This is a genomic window from Amycolatopsis sp. (genome assembly GCF_035276945.1).
Taxonomy (GTDB): Bacteria; Actinomycetota; Actinomycetes; order Mycobacteriales; family Pseudonocardiaceae; genus Amycolatopsis_E.
In genome coordinates, this window is record NZ_DATELF010000121.1 from 1 (window position 1) to 17,927 (window position 17,927).

16 protein-coding genes and 1 pseudogene are annotated in these 17,927 nt (G+C 68.3%); 9 read left to right on the forward strand and 8 right to left on the reverse strand.

Going from position 1 to position 17,927, the window contains the following annotated elements:
- The 4 genes and pseudogenes from narY to VJT49_RS22025 form a co-directional block, all read left to right on the forward strand.
- Positions 1 to 850, forward strand: a pseudogene (gene narY / locus VJT49_RS22010) (nitrate reductase subunit beta); the annotation flags it as partial.
- Positions 847 to 1,470 (forward strand): nitrate reductase molybdenum cofactor assembly chaperone, encoded by a 624-nt coding sequence (gene narJ / locus VJT49_RS22015; RefSeq protein WP_324166782.1) that lies wholly within the window; start codon positions 847 to 849, stop codon positions 1,468 to 1,470. The pseudogene narY and the gene narJ, both read left to right, overlap by 4 nt.
- Positions 1,467 to 2,195 (forward strand): respiratory nitrate reductase subunit gamma, encoded by a 729-nt coding sequence (narI, locus tag VJT49_RS22020; protein WP_324166783.1) that lies wholly within the window; start codon positions 1,467 to 1,469, stop codon positions 2,193 to 2,195. The genes narJ and narI overlap by 4 nt, the downstream gene beginning before the upstream one ends.
- Entirely contained in the window at positions 2,192 to 2,539 is a 348-nt protein-coding gene (locus VJT49_RS22025; RefSeq protein ID WP_324166784.1) for a hypothetical protein, read from the forward strand. Before narI ends, VJT49_RS22025 begins: the two co-directional genes overlap by 4 nt.
- A 298-nt stretch (positions 2,540 to 2,837) precedes the next feature.
- Here VJT49_RS22025 and VJT49_RS22030 read toward each other — a convergent pair whose 3' ends face one another.
- Positions 2,838 to 4,298 carry an AAA family ATPase gene (locus tag VJT49_RS22030; protein ID WP_324166785.1) on the reverse strand — a complete coding sequence of 487 codons (1,461 nt, stop codon included), beginning with the start codon at positions 4,296 to 4,298 and terminating at the stop codon, positions 2,838 to 2,840.
- A gap of 126 nt (positions 4,299 to 4,424) precedes the next feature.
- Here VJT49_RS22030 and VJT49_RS22035 point away from each other — a divergent pair, with 126 nt between their 5' ends.
- On the forward strand, positions 4,425 to 4,829 hold the full coding sequence (locus VJT49_RS22035) for a hypothetical protein (protein ID WP_324166786.1): 405 nt from the start codon (positions 4,425 to 4,427) through the stop codon (positions 4,827 to 4,829).
- A 10-nt stretch (positions 4,830 to 4,839) separates the two neighbouring features.
- On the opposite strand, the gene VJT49_RS22040 is transcribed toward VJT49_RS22035, so the two are convergent.
- The 6 genes from VJT49_RS22040 to VJT49_RS22065 all read right to left on the reverse strand — a co-directional run bounded on the left by VJT49_RS22040 (position 4,840) and on the right by VJT49_RS22065 (position 8,575).
- Positions 4,840 to 5,097 (reverse strand): DUF4232 domain-containing protein, encoded by a 258-nt coding sequence (locus VJT49_RS22040; RefSeq protein WP_324166787.1) that lies wholly within the window; start codon positions 5,095 to 5,097, stop codon positions 4,840 to 4,842.
- A complete protein-coding gene (locus VJT49_RS22045; RefSeq protein WP_324166788.1) occupies positions 5,076 to 5,255 on the reverse strand; it encodes a hypothetical protein in 180 nt (59 codons plus the stop codon). The genes VJT49_RS22040 and VJT49_RS22045 overlap by 22 nt, the downstream gene beginning before the upstream one ends.
- 333 nt (positions 5,256 to 5,588) lie before the next feature.
- A complete protein-coding gene (locus VJT49_RS22050) occupies positions 5,589 to 6,656 on the reverse strand; it encodes a lysylphosphatidylglycerol synthase domain-containing protein (RefSeq protein ID WP_324166789.1) in 1,068 nt (355 codons plus the stop codon).
- A 171-nt stretch (positions 6,657 to 6,827) separates the two neighbouring features.
- Positions 6,828 to 7,784, reverse strand: a complete 957-nt coding sequence (locus VJT49_RS22055) for a pyridoxal-phosphate dependent enzyme (RefSeq protein ID WP_324166790.1) — start codon at positions 7,782 to 7,784, stop codon at positions 6,828 to 6,830.
- A 212-nt stretch (positions 7,785 to 7,996) separates the two neighbouring features.
- A complete protein-coding gene (locus tag VJT49_RS22060) occupies positions 7,997 to 8,152 on the reverse strand; it encodes a hypothetical protein (RefSeq protein WP_324166791.1) in 156 nt (51 codons plus the stop codon).
- 204 nt (positions 8,153 to 8,356) lie between these two features.
- Positions 8,357 to 8,575, reverse strand: a complete 219-nt coding sequence (locus tag VJT49_RS22065; RefSeq protein ID WP_324166792.1) for a DUF2267 domain-containing protein — start codon at positions 8,573 to 8,575, stop codon at positions 8,357 to 8,359.
- 222 nt (positions 8,576 to 8,797) lie between these two features.
- Here VJT49_RS22065 and VJT49_RS22070 point away from each other — a divergent pair, with 222 nt between their 5' ends.
- Genes VJT49_RS22070 through fxsT form a run of 4 tightly spaced genes read left to right on the forward strand, consistent with a single transcriptional unit; the run spans position 8,798 to position 15,997 of the window.
- The gene (locus tag VJT49_RS22070) at positions 8,798 to 9,088 is read left to right on the forward strand and encodes an effector-associated domain 2-containing protein (RefSeq protein ID WP_324166793.1); all 291 of its coding nucleotides are present in this window, start codon (positions 8,798 to 8,800) and stop codon (positions 9,086 to 9,088) included.
- Between the two features lie 41 nt (positions 9,089 to 9,129).
- Positions 9,130 to 10,611 carry an effector-associated domain 2-containing protein gene (locus VJT49_RS22075; protein WP_324166794.1) on the forward strand — a complete coding sequence of 494 codons (1,482 nt, stop codon included), beginning with the start codon at positions 9,130 to 9,132 and terminating at the stop codon, positions 10,609 to 10,611.
- Positions 10,608 to 11,651 carry a MoxR family ATPase gene (locus tag VJT49_RS22080; protein WP_324166795.1) on the forward strand — a complete coding sequence of 348 codons (1,044 nt, stop codon included), beginning with the start codon at positions 10,608 to 10,610 and terminating at the stop codon, positions 11,649 to 11,651. The genes VJT49_RS22075 and VJT49_RS22080 overlap by 4 nt, the downstream gene beginning before the upstream one ends.
- On the forward strand, positions 11,648 to 15,997 hold the full coding sequence (gene fxsT, locus VJT49_RS22085; protein WP_324166796.1) for an FxSxx-COOH system tetratricopeptide repeat protein: 4,350 nt from the start codon (positions 11,648 to 11,650) through the stop codon (positions 15,995 to 15,997). The genes VJT49_RS22080 and fxsT overlap by 4 nt, the downstream gene beginning before the upstream one ends.
- On the opposite strand, the gene VJT49_RS22090 is transcribed toward fxsT, so the two are convergent.
- Complete coding sequence (locus VJT49_RS22090) at positions 15,984 to 17,813, reverse strand: HEXXH motif domain-containing protein (RefSeq protein ID WP_324166797.1); 1,830 nt, start codon at positions 17,811 to 17,813, stop codon at positions 15,984 to 15,986. The two genes, fxsT and VJT49_RS22090, sit on opposite strands and share 14 nt — an antisense overlap.
- Positions 17,814 to 17,927 lie beyond the last annotated feature (114 nt).

Sequence of the window (17,927 nt, forward strand, 5' to 3'; positions counted from 1 at the left end):
GGCCGCGTCCACTGTGGACGAACATGACTTGTACGAGGCCCAGCGGAAGGTGTTCCTCGACCCGAACGATCCGGCCGTGATCGCCGCCGCCGAACGGGCCGGCATCCCGCGCGACTGGATCGATGCGGCGACGCGTTCGCCGGTATGGGCGCTGATCAGCCGGTATCAGGTTGCGCTGCCCCTCCATCCCGAATACCGCACCCTGCCGATGGTCTGGTACATCCCGCCGCTGTCCCCGGTGGTCGACGTGGTCCGCGACACCGGCCACGACGGCGAAGATCACGGCAACCTGTTCGCCGCGATCGACGCCCTGCGCATCCCGGTCGACTACCTGGCGCAACTGTTCACCGCGGGCGACCCCGCGCCGGTCGAGGGGGTGCTGCGGCGGCTGGCCGCGATGCGTTCCTACCTGCGCGACATCAATCTCGGCCGCGAACCCCGCGAGGAGATCCCGGCGAAGGTCGGCATGACCGGCGAGCAGGTCTACGACATGTACCGGCTGCTGGCGCTGGCGAAATACGACGAGCGCTACGTCATCCCGCCCGCGCACGCCGAGCAGGCGCACGGCCTGGAGGAACTGGCCACCGAGTGCAGCCTGGACTACGAGGGCGGGCCCGGCATGGGCGGTTCGGGGCCCTTCGGCGAAACGTCCGGCGGCGCATCCCCGATCGCCGTGGAGAACTTCCGCATGCTCGCCGACCGGCAGACCGCCGACGTCGTGGACGGCCCTGCCGCGCCGGTCAACAAGGAACGTCGGGTGAATCTGCTCAACTGGGATGGCAAAGGCCGCCCCGAGGGCCTGTTCCCGCCCCGCGAGAACGAAGACGACGAGACGGAGCGCCGGTCATGACCCCGCACGCGATGGCGTGGCAGACGCAGTCGCTGCTGCTCGACTACCCGGACCCGAACCTGCTCGATCGGCTCCCGTTGTTGCGCGAGGTGACACGTGTGCTCCCCGGCCCGGTCGGCGCACCGCTGTCCGGGTTCCTCGACCATCTCGAACACACCCCGCTGCCGGACGTGGCCGCCGACTACGTCGCCACGTTCGACCACCGCAAGCGCGGGAGCCTCTACCTGACCTACTACACCTACGGTGACACGCGCAAACGCGGCATGGCGCTGCTACGGTTCACCCACGCCTACCGAGCCGCCGGACTCCACCTTGCCGAAGGGGAACTACCCGACCACCTCGCGGTGGTCCTCGAATTCGCCGCCATCACCGACCCGGACGCGGGATCGCGGTTGCTGGGCGAACATCGCGCCGGACTGGAACTGCTCCGGCTCGGTCTGCGCGACGGCGGCTCGGCCTGGGCGCCCGTCCTCGACTCGGTCTCGGCGACCCTGCCCCCGTTGCGCGGCCGCGACCACGACGCCATCGCCCGGCTGATCGCCCAGGGCCCGCCCGAGGAAGAAGTCGGGCTCGACCCGTTCGCGCCACCCGAATACATGCCCCGAGGAGGTGCCCGGTGAGCGTTCTCGACGCGCTGCTGTGGGTCGCCGTCCCCTACGTCTCGATCGCGATCTTCATCGTCGGGCACTACTGGCGTTACCGCTACGACAAGTTCGGCTGGACCACCCGCTCCTCCCAGCTCTATGAGCGGCGACTGCTGCGGCTGGGCAGCCCGCTGTTCCACTTCGGCATCCTGGTCGTGGCGCTCGGCCACATCGGCGGGCTGCTGATTCCCAAGTCGTGGACCGAAGCCGTCGGCATCAGCGAGACCGCCTACCACATCGGCGCGGTCGTGCTGGGCACCATCGCCGGCGTGTGCACCCTCGGCGGAGCCGCGATCCTGATCTACCGCCGCCGCACCGTCGGGCCGGTCTTCTCGGCCACCACCCGCAACGACAAGATCATGTACGTGCTGTTGATCGGCACCATCGCGCTCGGCCTCGGCACCACCGTGCTCGGCAACCTCACCGGTCACCCCCACGACTACCGGGAAACCGTCGCTCCGTGGTTCCGGTCCATCTTCTCCCTCCAGCCGCACACCGCCCTGATCAAAGCCGCGCCCTGGGGTTTCCAGGCGCACGTGCTGGCCGCGTGGGTGCTGTTCGCGTTCTGGCCGTTCAGTCGCCTGGTGCACGTCTTCTCGATGCCCCTGGGCTACCTGACCCGCCCCTACATCGTTTACCGCAGCCGGGAACAGCGGCTCGGCGCCCGCGCGCCACGCCGCGGATGGGAGAACGTGCCATGACCGACCTCGCCCGGGGCCACCACGCGGTGGTCCGCCTGCGTGCACTCGCCGCGGAACTGCTGGAACAGGCGCACGCGCAGCCGTCCGGCCGCGCCGCCCGCACCATCGCCTCCAGCACGTCTCTGCGCGGCACCCTCATCGCCCTGACCGATGGCACCATTCTCGCCGACCACGACGCGCCCGCGGCCGCCACCCTCCACGTGCTCACCGGCCGGGTGCGCCTGCACACCGCCGACCAGGAGTGGTTCCTCGACGAAAGCGAACTGTTGCCGTTGCCACCGCAACGCCACGGCCTCGACGCGTGCAGCGACGCGGTCGTCCTGCTCACAGTCGCCCTGCGTTGACCGCGAGGGGCGTCAGCGTGTGTTCCTGCCGCGTGCGGCGAAGTCGATTGCAGGGCGGCGCCGCAGCTGAGTAGCAGGTCGCGGCCGTCGGGGCCGGTTCCTGGTGGGCGCCGTCCCCGGCCGGGGTAGGGGTGGACTGTCCGGTCGCCCGCTATTGCCACGGCTGTGAGTTGTGCGCTGATGGGGCCCCGTACGGGCTAGTGCCAGCTGTATTCGTCGGGAAGACCACGTGGAGCGACAGGGACCTCCTCGCGCCCTTCGTGGCGTACCGGCCGAAATGGAGCAGCCACGAACCCGCTTACTCGAGGTATCCCAGGGCTTGGGTGAGCGAGTCTTCGGGTTGGCCGGCGGTGAGGATGGTGTGTGCTTCGGGCCACCGGTGCGTGTCGGCGGTCATGTGGTGGGCGATCTCCGGCGTGGCGTCGGAGATCGACGCCGTCCTGCTGGCGAGTCGTTCGGACGTGACGGTTGCGGGTGCCCAGCAGCGCAGCGGGATGGCGGGGGCGTAGGCCTGCCCGGCCGTGTCGATGGCGGCTTGACGGTGTGCCGCGTCGGTCCAGGACGCGTCGAGCACGACCGTTTCGCCAAGGCCGAGCAACTCGCTGGCGCGGCGCAGGAGTTCGGTGTAGGTGCGGCGGGTGTGGGTGCTGTCGTAGAGCCCTTCCCGGTAGCCCGCCGCGGCGGGTGTCTCGGGCGCGATCCCGGCGAGTTCCTTGCGGATGCGGTCGCTGCACAGGACGGTGGCGCCGAGCCGGTCGGCGATGGTGTCGGCCAGTGTTGACTTTCCACTGGCGGGGAGGCCGCCGACGAGGATCATGCGTGGCCGGCCCTGGCGCAGGTGCCGTAGCGCGATATCGGCGTAGGTGCGGGCCAGTTCGGCTGCGGTGTCGTCGTCTTGGGCGTACCGCAGGCAGGCGACCTTGGCGCGGACGAAGGCGCGGTAGGCGATGTAGTGGTGGCGCAGCGCGGGGGGTGCGGGGTCGCCGGAGAATTCGGCGTAGTAGCCGAGCAGGAGTTCGCCGAGTTCGGTCGCTCCGAGCCGTTCCAGGTCCATCGCGAGGAACGCGACGTCGTCCAGCCCGTCGACCCAGCGCAACCGGTCGTCGAACTCCAGGCAGTCCAGCACGCGGGGCCCGTCGTCGAGGCAGAAGATGTCGTCGGCGAGGAGATCGCCGTGGCCGTCGACGATGCGTCCGGTGGTTTGCCTGCGGTGGAACAGGGGCTCGCGTCCGGCGAGGAACTCGTGGGTGAGCCTTTCGATCTCGCACGCGACCTCGTGGGGGAGCACCGCCTCGTGGAACGGGCGTACTTGCTTGAAGCTGTCGTCCCAGCGGGCGAGGATCGCGTCCCGTGACCCCTGCGCGGCGATGTCCGGACTCCGCTCCGCCTTGGCGTGGAACGTGACGAGTATCCGCGCCAGGTCGCGGATCGTCCCGGTCAGCGGCGCCGCCTCGCGAACCAGGCTGGTGAGGCGGCGGTTCTCGGGCATCCGGCGCATGACCACGAGGTGGTCGCAGACGTGGTGATCGGGCCCGGTGACGTCGGCGACGCCGAGGTAGACGTCGGGTGCCAGGCGCCGGTTGAGTTCGACTTCCCGGTGGCACACCTGCTCCCGCGTCGCGCGGTCGGTGAAGTTCAGGAAACCGAAGTCCACCGGTTTCTTCAGTTTGTAGGCGCGGTCTCCGACCAGGAATACGGCCCCGATGTGGGTTTCGTGAACAGCGGCCCATGCCACGTCGTGTGTGGCCTGTGATGGCATGCTTCAAGGCTGATCGCGGCTGGAACCGGGGGTAAGGGCATTAGGTCCCCGCGCACGGGGGCTTCCGGTACTGGCTTGGCGCCGGCGGTGCGAGAGACGCTCGGCCGGAGGCAGGGTGATGCTGATATGGCGACGACGAGCGGACCGGTGGTGATCGGCGAGGACGGGCTGGTTCGCCTGATCCGGTTGCTGACCGAACACGGCTACCGGGTGGTTGGCCCGACCGTGCGGGATGACGCGATCGTGTTGGCCGAGGTGGATTCGGTGGCATGCCTGCCCGCCGGCTGGGGGGTCGACGTGGCGCCTGGGCGCTGTGCGTTGCGGCGCCGGGAGGACCGGGCGATGTTCGCCCATTCGGCCGGACCGCAGTCGTGGAAGCAGTTCCTGCAGCCACCGAGGCGACTGCTGTGGTCGGGCGAGTTCGAGCCGCCCGCACCGGAGACGCCGCGGTATGCCTTTCCTGCCGGCGCGGTCAGAACGCCGGCACGCCTTGCCGGGCGGCCTGTGGAGTACCGACCTCGACCGAGGTGACATCGAATTCTTAGTAGCCCGCCGGCTGTCCATTTTGGCCGGTGACGCTCACCGGAATCGGGTTGGTGGCGCCGGAGACGGTGACCTTCAGCGTGGTGGCCACGTAGGTGGACGCGCTGCACTTGTCGCCGTCCGTCCATTTCATCCCGGCGAATGCGCTCTGGCCCGGCTCGAGGTTGATGGTGCCGCCCGGCCCCGGCACCGTGACCTCCCGCACCGGTACCGGCACCCTTTCGTTGGCCTCGTTCAGGAACGTCGCGTCGGCCACCCACCGAACGTGACCGTGTCGCCGCCGGTGTTGGTCAGGGTCAACAGACCCAGGCCCTGTCGCTGTGTGGTCATGTTGACCTTGAACGACGACGCGGTGCTCTGGGTGACGGCCTTGCCGACGCGGGCCGGTAGGACCTCTTTCGCACTGGGAGCCACGGTCGAGGTACTGGAAGCCGGGGGTGCCAAGGGCCGCGATCGTGCCGCCGCGGGCGGTCAGCGCGGCCGACAGGGCCAGAGTGCGAGCCGGCGAACACAATCCGGCGGACGCGCCTGACGAAACACTCCATTCTCGGCGGAATTCTGGCAAGTAATCGAGGAATTGGCTCCTGCCCTCGTCCCAGAAGACGCGCCCAACCGCTTCCGGGGTTGCCCGAAAGTACCCGCATTCCCTGCCCCAAGATAACCCTGTAACAGTCCAGTAGCGCGCTACGACTTCCCAGGTCTGCGTCGCTGTCCAGGCCCTGGGGCAGGCGTGAGCCGGCAGCCGGGTCAAACCTGGCTGAGTTCGGGTGCGTGCCGGTGGATGTGAATCGGGCTTGTGTGGATCCACGCCGCGTAGACGGCCCAGCCCAGCAGGGAAAGGCCCAGCCAGCTGATCGCGCGGTAGATCAGCACGCTGACCGCCGCGGGCGCGGCGGCGAGGCCGCCCGCGAGCAGGACGCCAAGCAGCCCGGTCTCGGCGAGGCCGGCCCCGCCCGGGAAGATCTGCAACGCGATGCTGCCCTGCACGATCAGGAAACCCACCGCGAGCAACGCCCAGGGCACCGGCATCCCCACGGACGCGACAGTGGCGGTCAGGGCCAGGTAGTCGAGTGTCCAGCTGACGACCGCGAGCAGGGTCACCAGCAGCCATCGTGGAGCGCCTGGCCGAAGTAGCGCGATGCGCGTGGACAGGCGCCCCGCGGCCTGCTCGGTCCGGATCCGCCAGGCGTCCCGGCACGGGGGGCAAAACCCCGGGATCCGGCTGGCCAGCGTCAGCAGCCCGTGCAGCCCACGCCGCAGGACGGCCGGGTGGGTCAGCACGGCCCACCCGCCGACCGCGACCAGCACCACCCCCAGCGTGATCAGCACGGCGACGACCGGGCTGACCCGGCCTGCCCAACCCAGGCCGAGGGCGCCCAGCGCCGCCAGCGTCAGCGTGTCGACCAGCCCGGCGACCAGCACCGACCAGGAGGCCAGTGCGGTGTCCACGCCACGGCGGCGCAACTGATCGATCGCGTAGGCCAGTGCGCCCGCACCGCCGACCACGGGAATCGTGCTGGACACCGCGTTTTCGACGATATTGATCCCCTGCACGGTGCGCACCGCCAGGTGCGCGCTGCCGACCAGGAGCAGTTGCCGGTGCATCTCTCCGTACAAGGCCAACGCCGCCAGGCTGGACACGGCCGCGACCGCCACCCACTCCCAGCGCACGTCCAGCGACGTCCGCCCGGACCGGGTGACGTCCTCGACGAACCCCGGCACCTTCCACGCGAGATAGCCGAGCGCGGCCCCGACGACCACCCAGTGCGCGGCCTGCCGCCCGCGCCTGCCGAGCACCTCGCGCCAGGCGCTCACCAGCGGTAACGTCCCGGGACCGCCTGCGAAGAACGCACCTTTCCCATGGTAGGCCGGAGCCCACCGGCAGTCCGGTCGCGCACAGCGTCAAATGCTTGCGTGCACCTCAGGCCGCTTCACCGCGGGGACATGAAGGCTCGCCCGGCCGTCGCACTGGTCACGGGAGTGGTGTCACGGGTTCAACAGTTCGGCGAAACGCTCGGCGCCGATGTTTCCGCCGGAGATGATCAGGCCGACGCGGGGTGGGACGCGGTCGAGGCGGCCGGCGAGCAGCGCGGCCAGAGCGGTGGCGCCGCTGGGCTCGACGACGATTTTGAGCCGTTCGAAGGCAAACCGCATCGCATCGCGGATTTCGTCGTCGGTGACCAGGGCGATCCCGTCGAGCAGCCGCTGGTTGATGGAGAACGTCAGTTCGCCGGGGATGTCGGCGGCTTGACCGTCGGCGATCGTCCGCGGCACCGGGATGCTGACGCGCCTGCCCGCTTCCAGGGAGCGCTTGGTGTCGTCGCCGGCCTCGGGTTCGACTCCGATCATGCAAATTCCGGTCCGCAGGCCCTTGGCGGCGGTGGCGCTGCCGGCGATGAGCCCACCGCCGCCGACCGGGCCCAGCAGGGCGTCGAGTTCACCCACCTCCTCGATGAGTTCGAGCGCCGCGGTGCCCTGCCCGGCAATGACGTGCGGGTGATCGTAGGGCGGGATCAGTGCCATGCCACGCTCGGCCGCCAAGGCCTCGCCGATGGCGGTCCGGTCTCCGGTGTAGCGGTCGTAGGTGACGATCTCCGCACCGTAACCGGCGACCGCATCCATTTTGGACTTCGGGGTGTCCTCGGGCATGAGGATCACCGCGGTGGTGCCCAGTTCCCGTGCCGCCAGTGCGATGGCCTGAGCGTGGTTGCCGGAGGAGTACGCGGCGATTCCCTTGGCCACCTGCTCTGGGGACAGGCGCGAAGCCGCGTTGTAGGCGCCACGGAACTTGAACGCCCCCACGCGTTGGAAGTTCTCGCACTTGAGGAAGACCGTCGCGCCGACGAGTTCGTCCAGGGTGCGCGAGCGCAGCACAGGAGTCCGGTGTGCGACGCCTTTGATCCGCTCGGCGGCTTCGCGGACGTCGTCCAGGGTGACCGTCACTCAAGCCCCTTCCCTGTCGGTGGGCGGCCCGGCCCGGCACTCCTCGCGCCCGCAACCCGGTGGCGACAACTGTCCCGTCCTGCCCGTCGCGCCCAGCACCAGCACTGCTTCTTCGTGCACCAGGCTATTCGATCACGAACCGAGCGCGCGGCAGCGGGTACTGGCCGAGGTGTTCTCCCCGGCCGGTGCGGGCTGATTCCTCGGTGGCCGGGTCAGTACCAGTGGGCACGGCCACCGACTCCGCGGCCCGTCGTGCCCATGATCATGAGCACCAGGCCGACGATCAGCACCACGGCTCCGATCGTGTCCAGAATCGAGATATTGGTGAGTAGCCCGACGATCAGAAGAATGGCTCCGAGCAGTATCATTTATCCCTCTTTCGACTGTTCGCGCTCTTCGACCGGACTCGCTTGAAATGCCCGTGCCGCGCGCTCTCAAACGCCCGCCGGAACACACGCGGCGGAATACGCCGAGAGCGGTATCGCCGAGTAGGCCGAGTGGGGGAACGGCGCTCAACGATGTTCGTCCGCGGGAGCGGTGGAGAGGAGGTCCTGCCGGTAGCCGGCAGGCGGTTACTCGACGAGGTCGTCGAACTCGCCCTTACTCACTCTGCTCTTCAGCGAGGCGAAGACGGCTCGCGCTTGCTCACGGACACCGTCCTGGGTGCATCCGCGGCCTTCCGCGTCCTTCACCCGCCGGTAGAACTCCTCGACGCCCAAGCGCTCGGCCCCGCCGCTCGCCCGGAGTGCTTCCGCGATGCCCGGCGGCAACTGGCCCGCGAGGCTCGTCACCGGCAAGGCATCGTCTCAGCACCGAGCCCCAGCACCGACAAGGTGGCGCGAGTGGCGGACGCGGCGTGCTCCGGATCGGTTCAGTCCGGCGGTCTTCCGGACCGCGGCCACGATCTCATGCTCCTTCATGATGCCTCCGTGTTGCTTGGGTTGGGCTGTTCGCCACCGCACGGCACACGCGCTCGCGGGCATACTTGACGGGGAAGGGGGAAGGGGGAAGGGATGGATTCGCCGTTTTTCCGGCTGGTGAACGCGCTGGACGCCGTACCGTGCATCGCCGGACAAAGCTCCCGTGACCTGGTGATCGGCCAGTTGCGGCCGGCCATTTCGGGCGCGATTCGTTACCATGCGCAGCGGCGGCTGCAGGTTATCGAGATTCTGCGCGCGTGCCTCGACCACCAGGGAGGGGTTCAGGAATTACTGACCATCCTCGCCGAGCTGGAGGGGGACTCGCTTCCGCTGCGACGATTGGTTGAAACTTTTTGTGAAGTCCTCCCCCGGATGGGTGGTTGATCGCTACTATTTTGTGGCTGTCGCAAGAAAGGGAGCCGCGCATGGGGACCGCGGAGGGCCCGAACCCTGGTCAGGACCTGCTCTGGCCGCTGGTCGAGGCGCTCCAGAACGTGTCCTGCCTGACCGAGTTGTCCGGCCGTAACCTGATCGTGCGGATGCTGAGCGACGAGCTCCACGCCCACCTGCCGGTGGAGGAGCACCCGAACCCGGTGTTTCACATCTACTCGATCGTGGACGCCTGCCGCCAGCGGTTCGACGGGCTGCCCACCCTGGTCGAGGTGCTGGACCGGGTCGAGCAGGGTTCGAATCCGGTGCTGCGGGTCCGGCAGGTCGTGCAGGGTATGACGGCGCTGGAGATCTGGCCGCAGGAGGAGCGCGACAGGCTGTTCGACCTCCTGCGCGGCGTGGTCATTCCGGACATCGGGGACATCTACCAGTTCGTGGCCGGCCCCGACGCCAGGGCGCTGGTCAGGCAGACCACGTTTCCGGAGGTCTTTCTCGCGCTGGAGATGTTGAACGCGAATCCGGACGGCTTGCCCAAGCCGCTGGTCTTCGTCGAATACCTGGCCACCCGGGTGCGCTTCGAGCTGGCGTCGGAGCTGCGCCGGTGGGCCGACCAGCAAGCGAGTAGGTTCGGCGTGATCACCGAACTCCAGGCGGTGCGGCGACGGTTCGCGCACGAGTCGCTGCCCGCGCCGCCGCCCAAGTCGCACGCCTACCTCGTGCTGCTGCTCCAGCCGGAGGGTCCCTCGGGCGAGGTGTACCGGATCAGTCACTGGTTCCAGCTCGACGTTTCCGACGGCTGGCATCCGGACCGTGGCCCCGATTTCGTCGGCCGTCTTCCCGAGGTGCGGCGCAGGGTGGCGGAGCTGGCGGAAAACACCGCCGAGGACTGGGCCCAATACGAGCCGGAAATCCGAGTCGAGTTCATTCTGTCGAGTGAGCTGTTGAATCTGGCCGTCGATCAGTGGCAATGGGAGACTGACACGGCCGTGCCGGAACCCGTCGGCTGTAGATTTCCGGTGGTGGTCCGCAGCCTGGACCGGATGACGGCCGGCAAGTGGCACGGCTCCTGGCGCACTCGGTGGCGGGAACTCCAGCAGCAACTGGAAGGGGACGGAACCATTCCCGTTGGGTCGTGCCATCAGCCCGCGAACGACGACCTGCGGAAGCTGACCGCGGTTTTCGAGCAGGATCCGCGTTTGGTGTCGCTGATTCTGGGCGCTCCGCCCGAGGCGGGCCTGCCGGGTCAGGGGCAGGTTCTGGTCGGTCTGCGCGCGGGAATTCCGGTGATGGTCTGGCACCGCCGGGACTGTGGTTCACGAGAATTCATCGAAACTGTCGAGAAACTGCTGCACGCCGACGGTCCGAGCCACCTGCTGGAGCGGGCGCGGTTCGTGCGGGCGAGCGCGCTTGCGGAGGGCGCCGATCACGTGGGCAGTCAGCTGACCATCCTCTGGGATGATCCGGATCGTCTTGTCGTGCCGCGGGACGCGGCTCCACCGGAGCGGGTGGGCCGATGAACCCGGGCAGCGACACCCCGCCGGAATGGCGCGTCTACCACGGTACCGGCTGGCCGTCGGGTTCCCCGCCCTCGTTGCCGAAGGCGCCGCCGTGGCGGGAGTTCGACGGCGAAGGTGTCGCCGAGTTGCCCGAGGACGATCACGGCGAGTTCGACCGGCGGCTGGGCAAGGCGAAGGGGCACCGGGTCCCGCATCGCAACGAGATCTCGATGGTCAACGCGGCGCTGTATCTGCGGCGCCCGCTCCTGGTGACCGGGCGGCCGGGCACGGGGAAGTCGAGCCTGGCGTATCAGATCGCGCGTGAGCTGGGGCTGGGTCCGGTGCTGCGCTGGCCGATCACCTCGCGGACCACGTTGAGGGACGGGCTCTACGGCTATGACGCGATCGGGCGGGTGCAGGACGCCGGGACTTCGACCGGGCGGGACGGCCAGTCCGGTGCCGCGCCGGATATCGGCAACTATGTGCATCTCGGGCCGCTGGGGACGGCGTTGCTGCCGTTCGAGCGGCCCCGGGTGCTGCTGATCGACGAACTGGACAAGAGTGATATCGATCTGCCGAACGACCTGCTCAACGTCTTCGAGGAGGGCGAGTACGAGATTCCGGAGCTGATCCGGATCGCCAAGCGAGCGCCCGAGGTCAGGGTACTGACCGCGGACCGCGACGGCTCGGCGGTGATCTCCGGCGGGGTCGTGTGCTGCCGCTGTTTCCCCGTGGTGATCATCACCAGCAATGGCGAGCGTGATTTCCCGCCCGCGTTCCTGCGCCGCTGTCTGAACCTGCGCATCGAGCCGCCGACCGCGCAGCAGCTCGGCGCGATGGTGGCCGCTCAGTTCGGCGCCACCGACAAGGTGGACATCGCCCGGTTGATCACCGAGTTCACCGAGCGCAGCGACGAACTGGGCGGGCTGGCCTCGGACCAGTTGCTCAACGCGGTGCACCTGGCCACCGAGCTGGCCACCTCCGGCGCCTACCAGACGGACGAGGAGTGGCAGGAACTGCTCAAGGCCATCTGGCATCCGCTGTCGGAGGGTGCGCCATGAGCCGGCGTCAGCGGCCGGCCGCCGCTGCCGTCGATGCCGTGGTGGGCCAGTACTACGAATCCCCGGAGCCGTCCGCGGAACCGTTGTCGACGCGGGACCTGAACTGGCGCGAGGTCCGCGACGCGCTCTGGCTGGCGAAATCCCTGGCACCGGATTCTTCTCCGCGTCCGCCGGCCGCCGACCCCGCCACCACCCCCGTGACCGCTCGCCCGGACGAAAACGCGGTCCCCGCCGACGAACCGGAGCCGGAACCGGCGACCGACCTCCAACCGCCTCAGCCTGGCCAGTTCAAGGAAGCGGAGAAGTGGCCGTTAGGTCCGGCCCAGCGCGCCCACACCACGACCGTCGAGGCGGGTACGACCCAGGAAACGGCTCCGCTGGCCTGGCCGTCGGCACCCGCGTTGCCGGAGGCCCGGCTGATCGCGCGGGCGCTGCGGCCGTTCAACAAGTCGTCGCCGTCGCCCTGGCGGCGGGAACTGGACGAGGAAGCCACGGCGGACCGGGCCGCACGGGACAAGATGTGGATCCCGCAATGGCGGCCGGCGGCCTGGCACCGTTTCGAATTGATGCTCGTCATCGACACGAGTGCGTCGATGGAAATCTGGTCCCACACGGTTTCCCAGTTCCGGGCCGTGCTGGAGCAGCAGGGCGCGTTCCGCGGCGTCCGTACCTGTTTCCTGGACTGCAGTCAGCCCGACGAGGACAAGCTCACCCTGCGCAGCGAAGGCCCGGCCGGCACCGCACGTCACTGGCGAGACCTCGTCGACACGACGGGTCGGCGCGTGGTCCTCGTGCTCACCGACGCCATCGGCGACGCGTGGCGCAGCGGAGCCGCGGCCCGGATGGTGGCGAAATGGGCCGGGGCGATGCCGGTCGCGGTGGTGCAGACCTTGCCGCAACGGTTGTGGCACTGGAGCGGCCTGTCACCGCATCGCATGAAACTGCGCTCGCCCAGGCCAGCCTCGGCCAACGCCGAGTTGCGGGTCGAAACACCGAACCGGATGCCGGCCAACGCGGTCGCGGTGCCTGTCCTCGCGCTCGAGCCGGAATGGTTCGCGAGCTGGTCCGCGCTGGTCACGGGCAGGAAGATCGGCTGGATCGAGACCACGGCCGTGGTGGCCCAGCCGGACGGGACGGTCGAGACCGCCGGGGAGTCCGAGCCGGCCGAGCCGACCGCACGCGACAAGGTCACGCGATTCCGCACCATCGCCTCGGTTCCGGCCTTCCAACTGGCCGGCCTGCTCGCCGCGGCACCGCTGAACATCCCCACGATGAAACTCGTCCAGCGCCTGCTGCTGCCCAGCGCGGGGCTGTCCGCGCTGGCCGAAATCCTGCTGGGCGGCCTGCTGCGCAGGGCGTCGGACACTTCCGCGACCGATCCGGTGGCCGTGGCCTACGAATTCCACGACGGGGTGAGGGAGGAACTGCTCTCCGGTGAACGCCGTGACAACACCGTCCGGGTCGCGCGGATCATCGGCGACTATGGCAAGGGGTCGGCGGTCCTGCGGAACTTCCGTGAGGCGCTGAGCGATCCCGACGGCACGGAACTGCCGGAACCCTCCGAGGAGAACGTCCCCCATCTGCGTGTACAGGAGGCAGTCTTTCGTGCCCTTTCGGGCCGGTACTCCCAACGTGGCCGACGGCTCAGACATAAGCTCAAAAGCCGATCCGAACCTGTCGCTGGGGGACCAGAAGTGCCAGGCGCTAGGGTACCTGATCATTCTGGATCGATCCATGAAGAGGGACCGTTGACCACCACCGACCTTCCGCCCGTACCCGTCGATGACGACAGCCCCGGTCAGCAAGGAGGAGATGTGACCACTTCCGACATCTCGACCAGGACCGAGGGACGGCGGGTGACGAACCAGCCGCGTATCTGGGGCCAGATCCCGCTCCGGAACCCCGACTTCGTCGGCCGGGGGGAACTGCTGGAGCAGTTGCGGAAACGGCTGATGACACCGGGCGCCACGGCGGTCCTGCCCGAGGCGCTGCACGGCATGGGCGGGGTCGGGAAGTCGCAGACGGTCGTGGAATACATCTACCAGCACGTCGGCGAATACGACGTGGTCTGGTGGATACCCGCCGAGCATTCCGCGCAGATCCGAACGAGTTTCGTCGACCTGGCGAAACAGCTGGACCTGCCCGCGTCGGGCTCGGCGGACACGGCGGTGCCCGCCGTGCTCGAAGCGCTGCGCAAGGGAGAACCGTACTCGCGTTGGCTGCTGGTCTTCGACAACGCGGACCGGCCCGATGTGGTAAGCCCGTTTTTCCCCGCGGGAGCGGGACATATCGTCGTCACGTCCCGCAACTCCCAGTGGGCCGGCGTGGCCCGTACGGTCGAGGTCGACCTGTTCACCCGTGAGGAAAGCAAGGAACTTCTGCGCCGCCGCGGTGGCGAGCTGAGCGACGACGAAGCCGACCAGTTGGCGGAGGCCCTGGGTGATCTTCCGCTTGCCATCGAACAGGCCGCGTCATGGCGCGCCCAGACGGGTATGCAGGCGTCGGAGTACGTCGCGCTGCTCGAAGAAAACCGGACCGAGCTGCTGGAAACGGGCGCGCCCCCGGACTACCAGCTTCCGGTCGCCGCCGCCTGGAATGTTCCGCTGGCCCGGTTGCGCACCGAGCACCCCGCCGCGCTGCAACTGTTGCAGCTGTGCGCGTTCTTCGGCCCGGAACCCATTTCCCGGACGGTTTTCACGGGCGCCCGCGACGCACCCGTTCCCGACGCGCTCCGGGAAGCGTTCGGCGACCCGATCAAGCTGAACCGGGCCATCCGGGAAATCAGCCGGTACAGCCTCGCGAAAATCGACTACCGCGACAACACCCTGCAACTGCACCGGCTGGTGCAGGCGGTGCTGAAGAACCAGTTGCACGAACCGGAACACGGGGAAATGCGGCATTCCGTGCACCTGCTGCTCACCAATGGCGACCCGGGGGACCCGGAAAACACCACGACCTGGCGCCGCTACGCGGAACTGTTGCCCCACACGAACGCCTCGCGTGCCATGTGGTGCGGCAATCCCTGGGTGAAACAACTGGTCACCAACCTCGTCCGGTACCTGATCAACAGTGGCGACTTCCATGGCGCCGGGGACCAGGCCCAGCAGGTGCTCAACGCGTGGCGGGAAAACCTGGGCGAGGATTCCCCCGAGACACTCAACATGGCAAGGCTTTACGCGGTCGCCCTCCAGACGCTCGGGCACACCAAGGAAGCTCAGGCCCTGAACGCGCAGATTTACGAGCGGCTTCGGCAGACGGTCGACGAAGATGATGAAAGCCTGCTGCGCATAGGTGACGCGATCGCCGGTGACTTCCGTTCGCAGGGCCTGTTCGCCGAGGAGGTACGTGCCCAGCAGGAAGTCTATGACCGAGCCGTGCGCATTCTCGGCGAGGACGACCCGGAAACGCTCAGGCTCGCCACCAACCTGGCGAGTTCGCTCCGCCTGATGGGCCGCTTCTTCGATGCCCGTGACCTCGACGAGGAAACCGCCCGGCGACGAACCTATACGCTGGGCGAGAACCATGCGGCCACGCTCCGTTCCTTCAACGCCCTCGCGATCGACCAACGCGAATGCGGCCACTACGTGGAGGCGGCGGTACTGCAACGGGACACGCTCGCCAAGCAGCGGGAAATCCTCGGCGACAACCATCCCGGCACCCTCGGTGCGCTCCGGAACCTCGCCGTCGCGACGCGGAAAGCCGGAGGGCACGACGAGGCACAACTTCTTTCCGAGGATTGTCTCGACCGTTACCGCCGCCGATCCGGCGAAGATCACATCGATACCGTGACGGCGACAATGGGTTTGTCGATCGACTATCGCCATGCCAATGCCCTGGCGCGTTCGAAGGAACTGGCGGAGCGGAGTTACCGGGCATTCGGCGAAATCCGTGGCGGGCGGCACCCGTTCACCCTGATCTCCGGGACGAACCTGGCGATCACCTTGCGGCTGGCCACCGAACTCGATGCCGCCCACGAGCTCAACGAGTTCGTCGCCAAGGAACTCCTGGACAATCTGGGCGGGGACCACCCGTACACGTTGACCGCCATGACGAATCTGGCGAGCGATCTCGCCGCGCTGGGGCGGGTCGCCGAAGCCTGCGAGCTGGACCGGGACTCGCTCGCCCGCTCGGATCGCGTGCTCGGTTCCGAACACCCGTCCACGTTGGCCGTGGCGCTGAACCTGTCGTTGGATCTCAACCAACTCGGTCAGGGCGATGAGGCCGCGATCCTGCACACCAAGACCACCAACTCGTTCCGGCAGGTGCTCGGCGCCGACCACCCGGCCACACTCGCGGCGGCGCGCATGGTCCGGGCGGACTGCGACAGCGACACTATGCAGTTGTAGGACCGGCGGCGCGCCCGACCCACCCGGCGAGGGTCACCGGGTCGGTCGCCATGCCGGTCTCCCGGTGTACCTGTTCGTGAATCGCCATGGTGAGTTCGGGAAAGTCCAGGATGCCGGTCGCGCCCTCGTCGTCACCCTGCGCTCGGAGCGACAGGCCCAGACCAATCCAGGCCAGCCCGTCGCGCGGATTCCTTTCGATCCGGTCCACACAGACAACAGCGGCGGTGAGGTAGTTTCGCTCGACGAACGCGCGATCCACCGGGGGGATGGCCGCGTCCCGGTCGGCGAGCACCCGCGCGAAGGCCGCCGGGTCGAGAATCCTCAGTTTGAGCAGGTAATCGCGCCACGAAGCATCGATTTTCCGGTGATTCGCCCGTACTTCCGGTGCGGAGAACTCTTCGCGCGACGCGCGCGAGCCTCGGAGAAATTCGCGCGTCAGCCGGTCCACACAACTCGGGTCGACACGATGATGCCGGACCTTCCAGGTGGCACGGTGTTCGCGGTTGAGCCAACCGATCACCTCCGCGAGGTCGGGTTCGACCTGATCTCGTTCGCACACCGCGAGCCGCTCGGCCGACGCCTCGATGAACGTGTGGCCGAGCGGGGTGAGCCCGGGTAGCCGCCGGGCGATGCCGATCGCTTCCCGGACCTGGGCACGTCGCTGGGCGAAAAGGAAATCCGCCGCCCGGCCGCCCTCCTCGTCGGCCCGCGTTCGTTGCACCCGGTTGAACTCGACTGTGCTGGTGAAGGCATAAATGCCGTGAAGCAGGCCGGTCGCCGAACGCGGGTCGTCGCGCCACGGCGCGTACAGTGTCTCGTCTCCCGGCTCGGTCAGCAGGGGAACGAGGTCGAGCAACGCATTCAGCTTCGAATGTTGCACTTCGTGCACCATCGCTTCGGCGAGCAGCGCGGCCGAGGTCTTGGCGGAAACCAGCATGCCGCCGAAGGCCGCGGAGGACGAAGCCGCCGATATCCGCCGTTCCGCCTTCGCGGGGGTCAACATGGTCAGTGCGTTCGCCAGCTCGACGGCATAGCGGGGATGCGAACTGGTCAGCAGATCCCATGCTTCGGCGAGCAACTTGGCCCATTCCCCGAATGCGACGTCGTCCAGGCGGTCGGGCGGCAGAGGCGAGGAGAACTCGCGGTAGGGATCGGTGTCCTCGAAACGCAGCCGGAGCGTGCTGCCCCGGGAAACGCTGATATGCGACCTTGCCGGGAGAAAGAGTGGCGTCGGCTCCTCCGGTTGCAAGACGAACCGGTTTGATCCCGCTCGCACGTGCAGTCCGTGGCGGTCGTGGTCAAGCGTCACCACGCCCGTGGGAAAACGGCAGGGGAGCCGAACCTGTCCCAGCGTGGGCAGGTTGACCGCGCCGTGCATGACCGGAACCCGCAGGGTGAACGGGACACGGGACCGAATGGCCGCGGCCGCGGCCAGTGAGTGCAGGTAACCCAGCTCGGTCCACAATGGAACAGTTTCGGAGATGGTGCCGAGCAGACGCCGAACGATCCTGGTCGCCCAGGCTCCGACGGTGGGGTACATGAGGACTTCGGTGGCAATGGACTGGTCACGCTCTTCGCTCGACGCCAGCACCCGCCAGGCGTCACCTGGATCGCTCAACGGCCCGGCCGCGGCCGGCGTCGTGCTCACCAGGTCGAGCAGTGTCCGGAACACCAACTTGCGTCTGCTGTACTGCGTGGCGCGGACGATCGACAGGGAATCGGCCGGCATGGGACCGCGGCAGGTCTGTGCGAAGACGTCGAAAGTGACCGTATGGCGTTGCAGTGGGTTCGGCCGCTCGTCGGTCCCGGCAGGCATGAACGCGTTGCCTCCCTACCGTGGTCGTAGTGTCCGATCGCGCTGTTCCTGCAGGTCACCTCCGTCGCGCACGATGGCGGTGAGAACGCAGTGGATGGCTTCTGTCAATTCCGG

Bases quoted from the DNA above. Each gene is read 5' to 3' on its own strand.
- VJT49_RS22035 (WP_324166786.1), top strand. From the start codon at position 4,425: ATGGCGACGACGAGCGGACCGGTGGTGATCGGCGAGGACGGGCTGGTT.
- narJ (WP_324166782.1), top strand. From the start codon at position 847: ATGACCCCGCACGCGATGGCGTGGCAGACGCAGTCGCTGCTGCTCGAC.
- VJT49_RS22090 (WP_324166797.1), bottom strand. From the start codon at position 17,813: ATGCCTGCCGGGACCGACGAGCGGCCGAACCCACTGCAACGCCATACG.
- fxsT (WP_324166796.1), top strand. From the start codon at position 11,648: ATGAGCCGGCGTCAGCGGCCGGCCGCCGCTGCCGTCGATGCCGTGGTG.
- VJT49_RS22080 (WP_324166795.1), top strand. From the start codon at position 10,608: ATGAACCCGGGCAGCGACACCCCGCCGGAATGGCGCGTCTACCACGGT.
- VJT49_RS22075 (WP_324166794.1), top strand. From the start codon at position 9,130: ATGGGGACCGCGGAGGGCCCGAACCCTGGTCAGGACCTGCTCTGGCCG.
- VJT49_RS22030 (WP_324166785.1), bottom strand. From the start codon at position 4,298: ATGCCATCACAGGCCACACACGACGTGGCATGGGCCGCTGTTCACGAA.
- VJT49_RS22060 (WP_324166791.1), bottom strand. From the start codon at position 8,152: ATGATACTGCTCGGAGCCATTCTTCTGATCGTCGGGCTACTCACCAAT.
- VJT49_RS22070 (WP_324166793.1), top strand. From the start codon at position 8,798: ATGGATTCGCCGTTTTTCCGGCTGGTGAACGCGCTGGACGCCGTACCG.
- VJT49_RS22025 (WP_324166784.1), top strand. From the start codon at position 2,192: ATGACCGACCTCGCCCGGGGCCACCACGCGGTGGTCCGCCTGCGTGCA.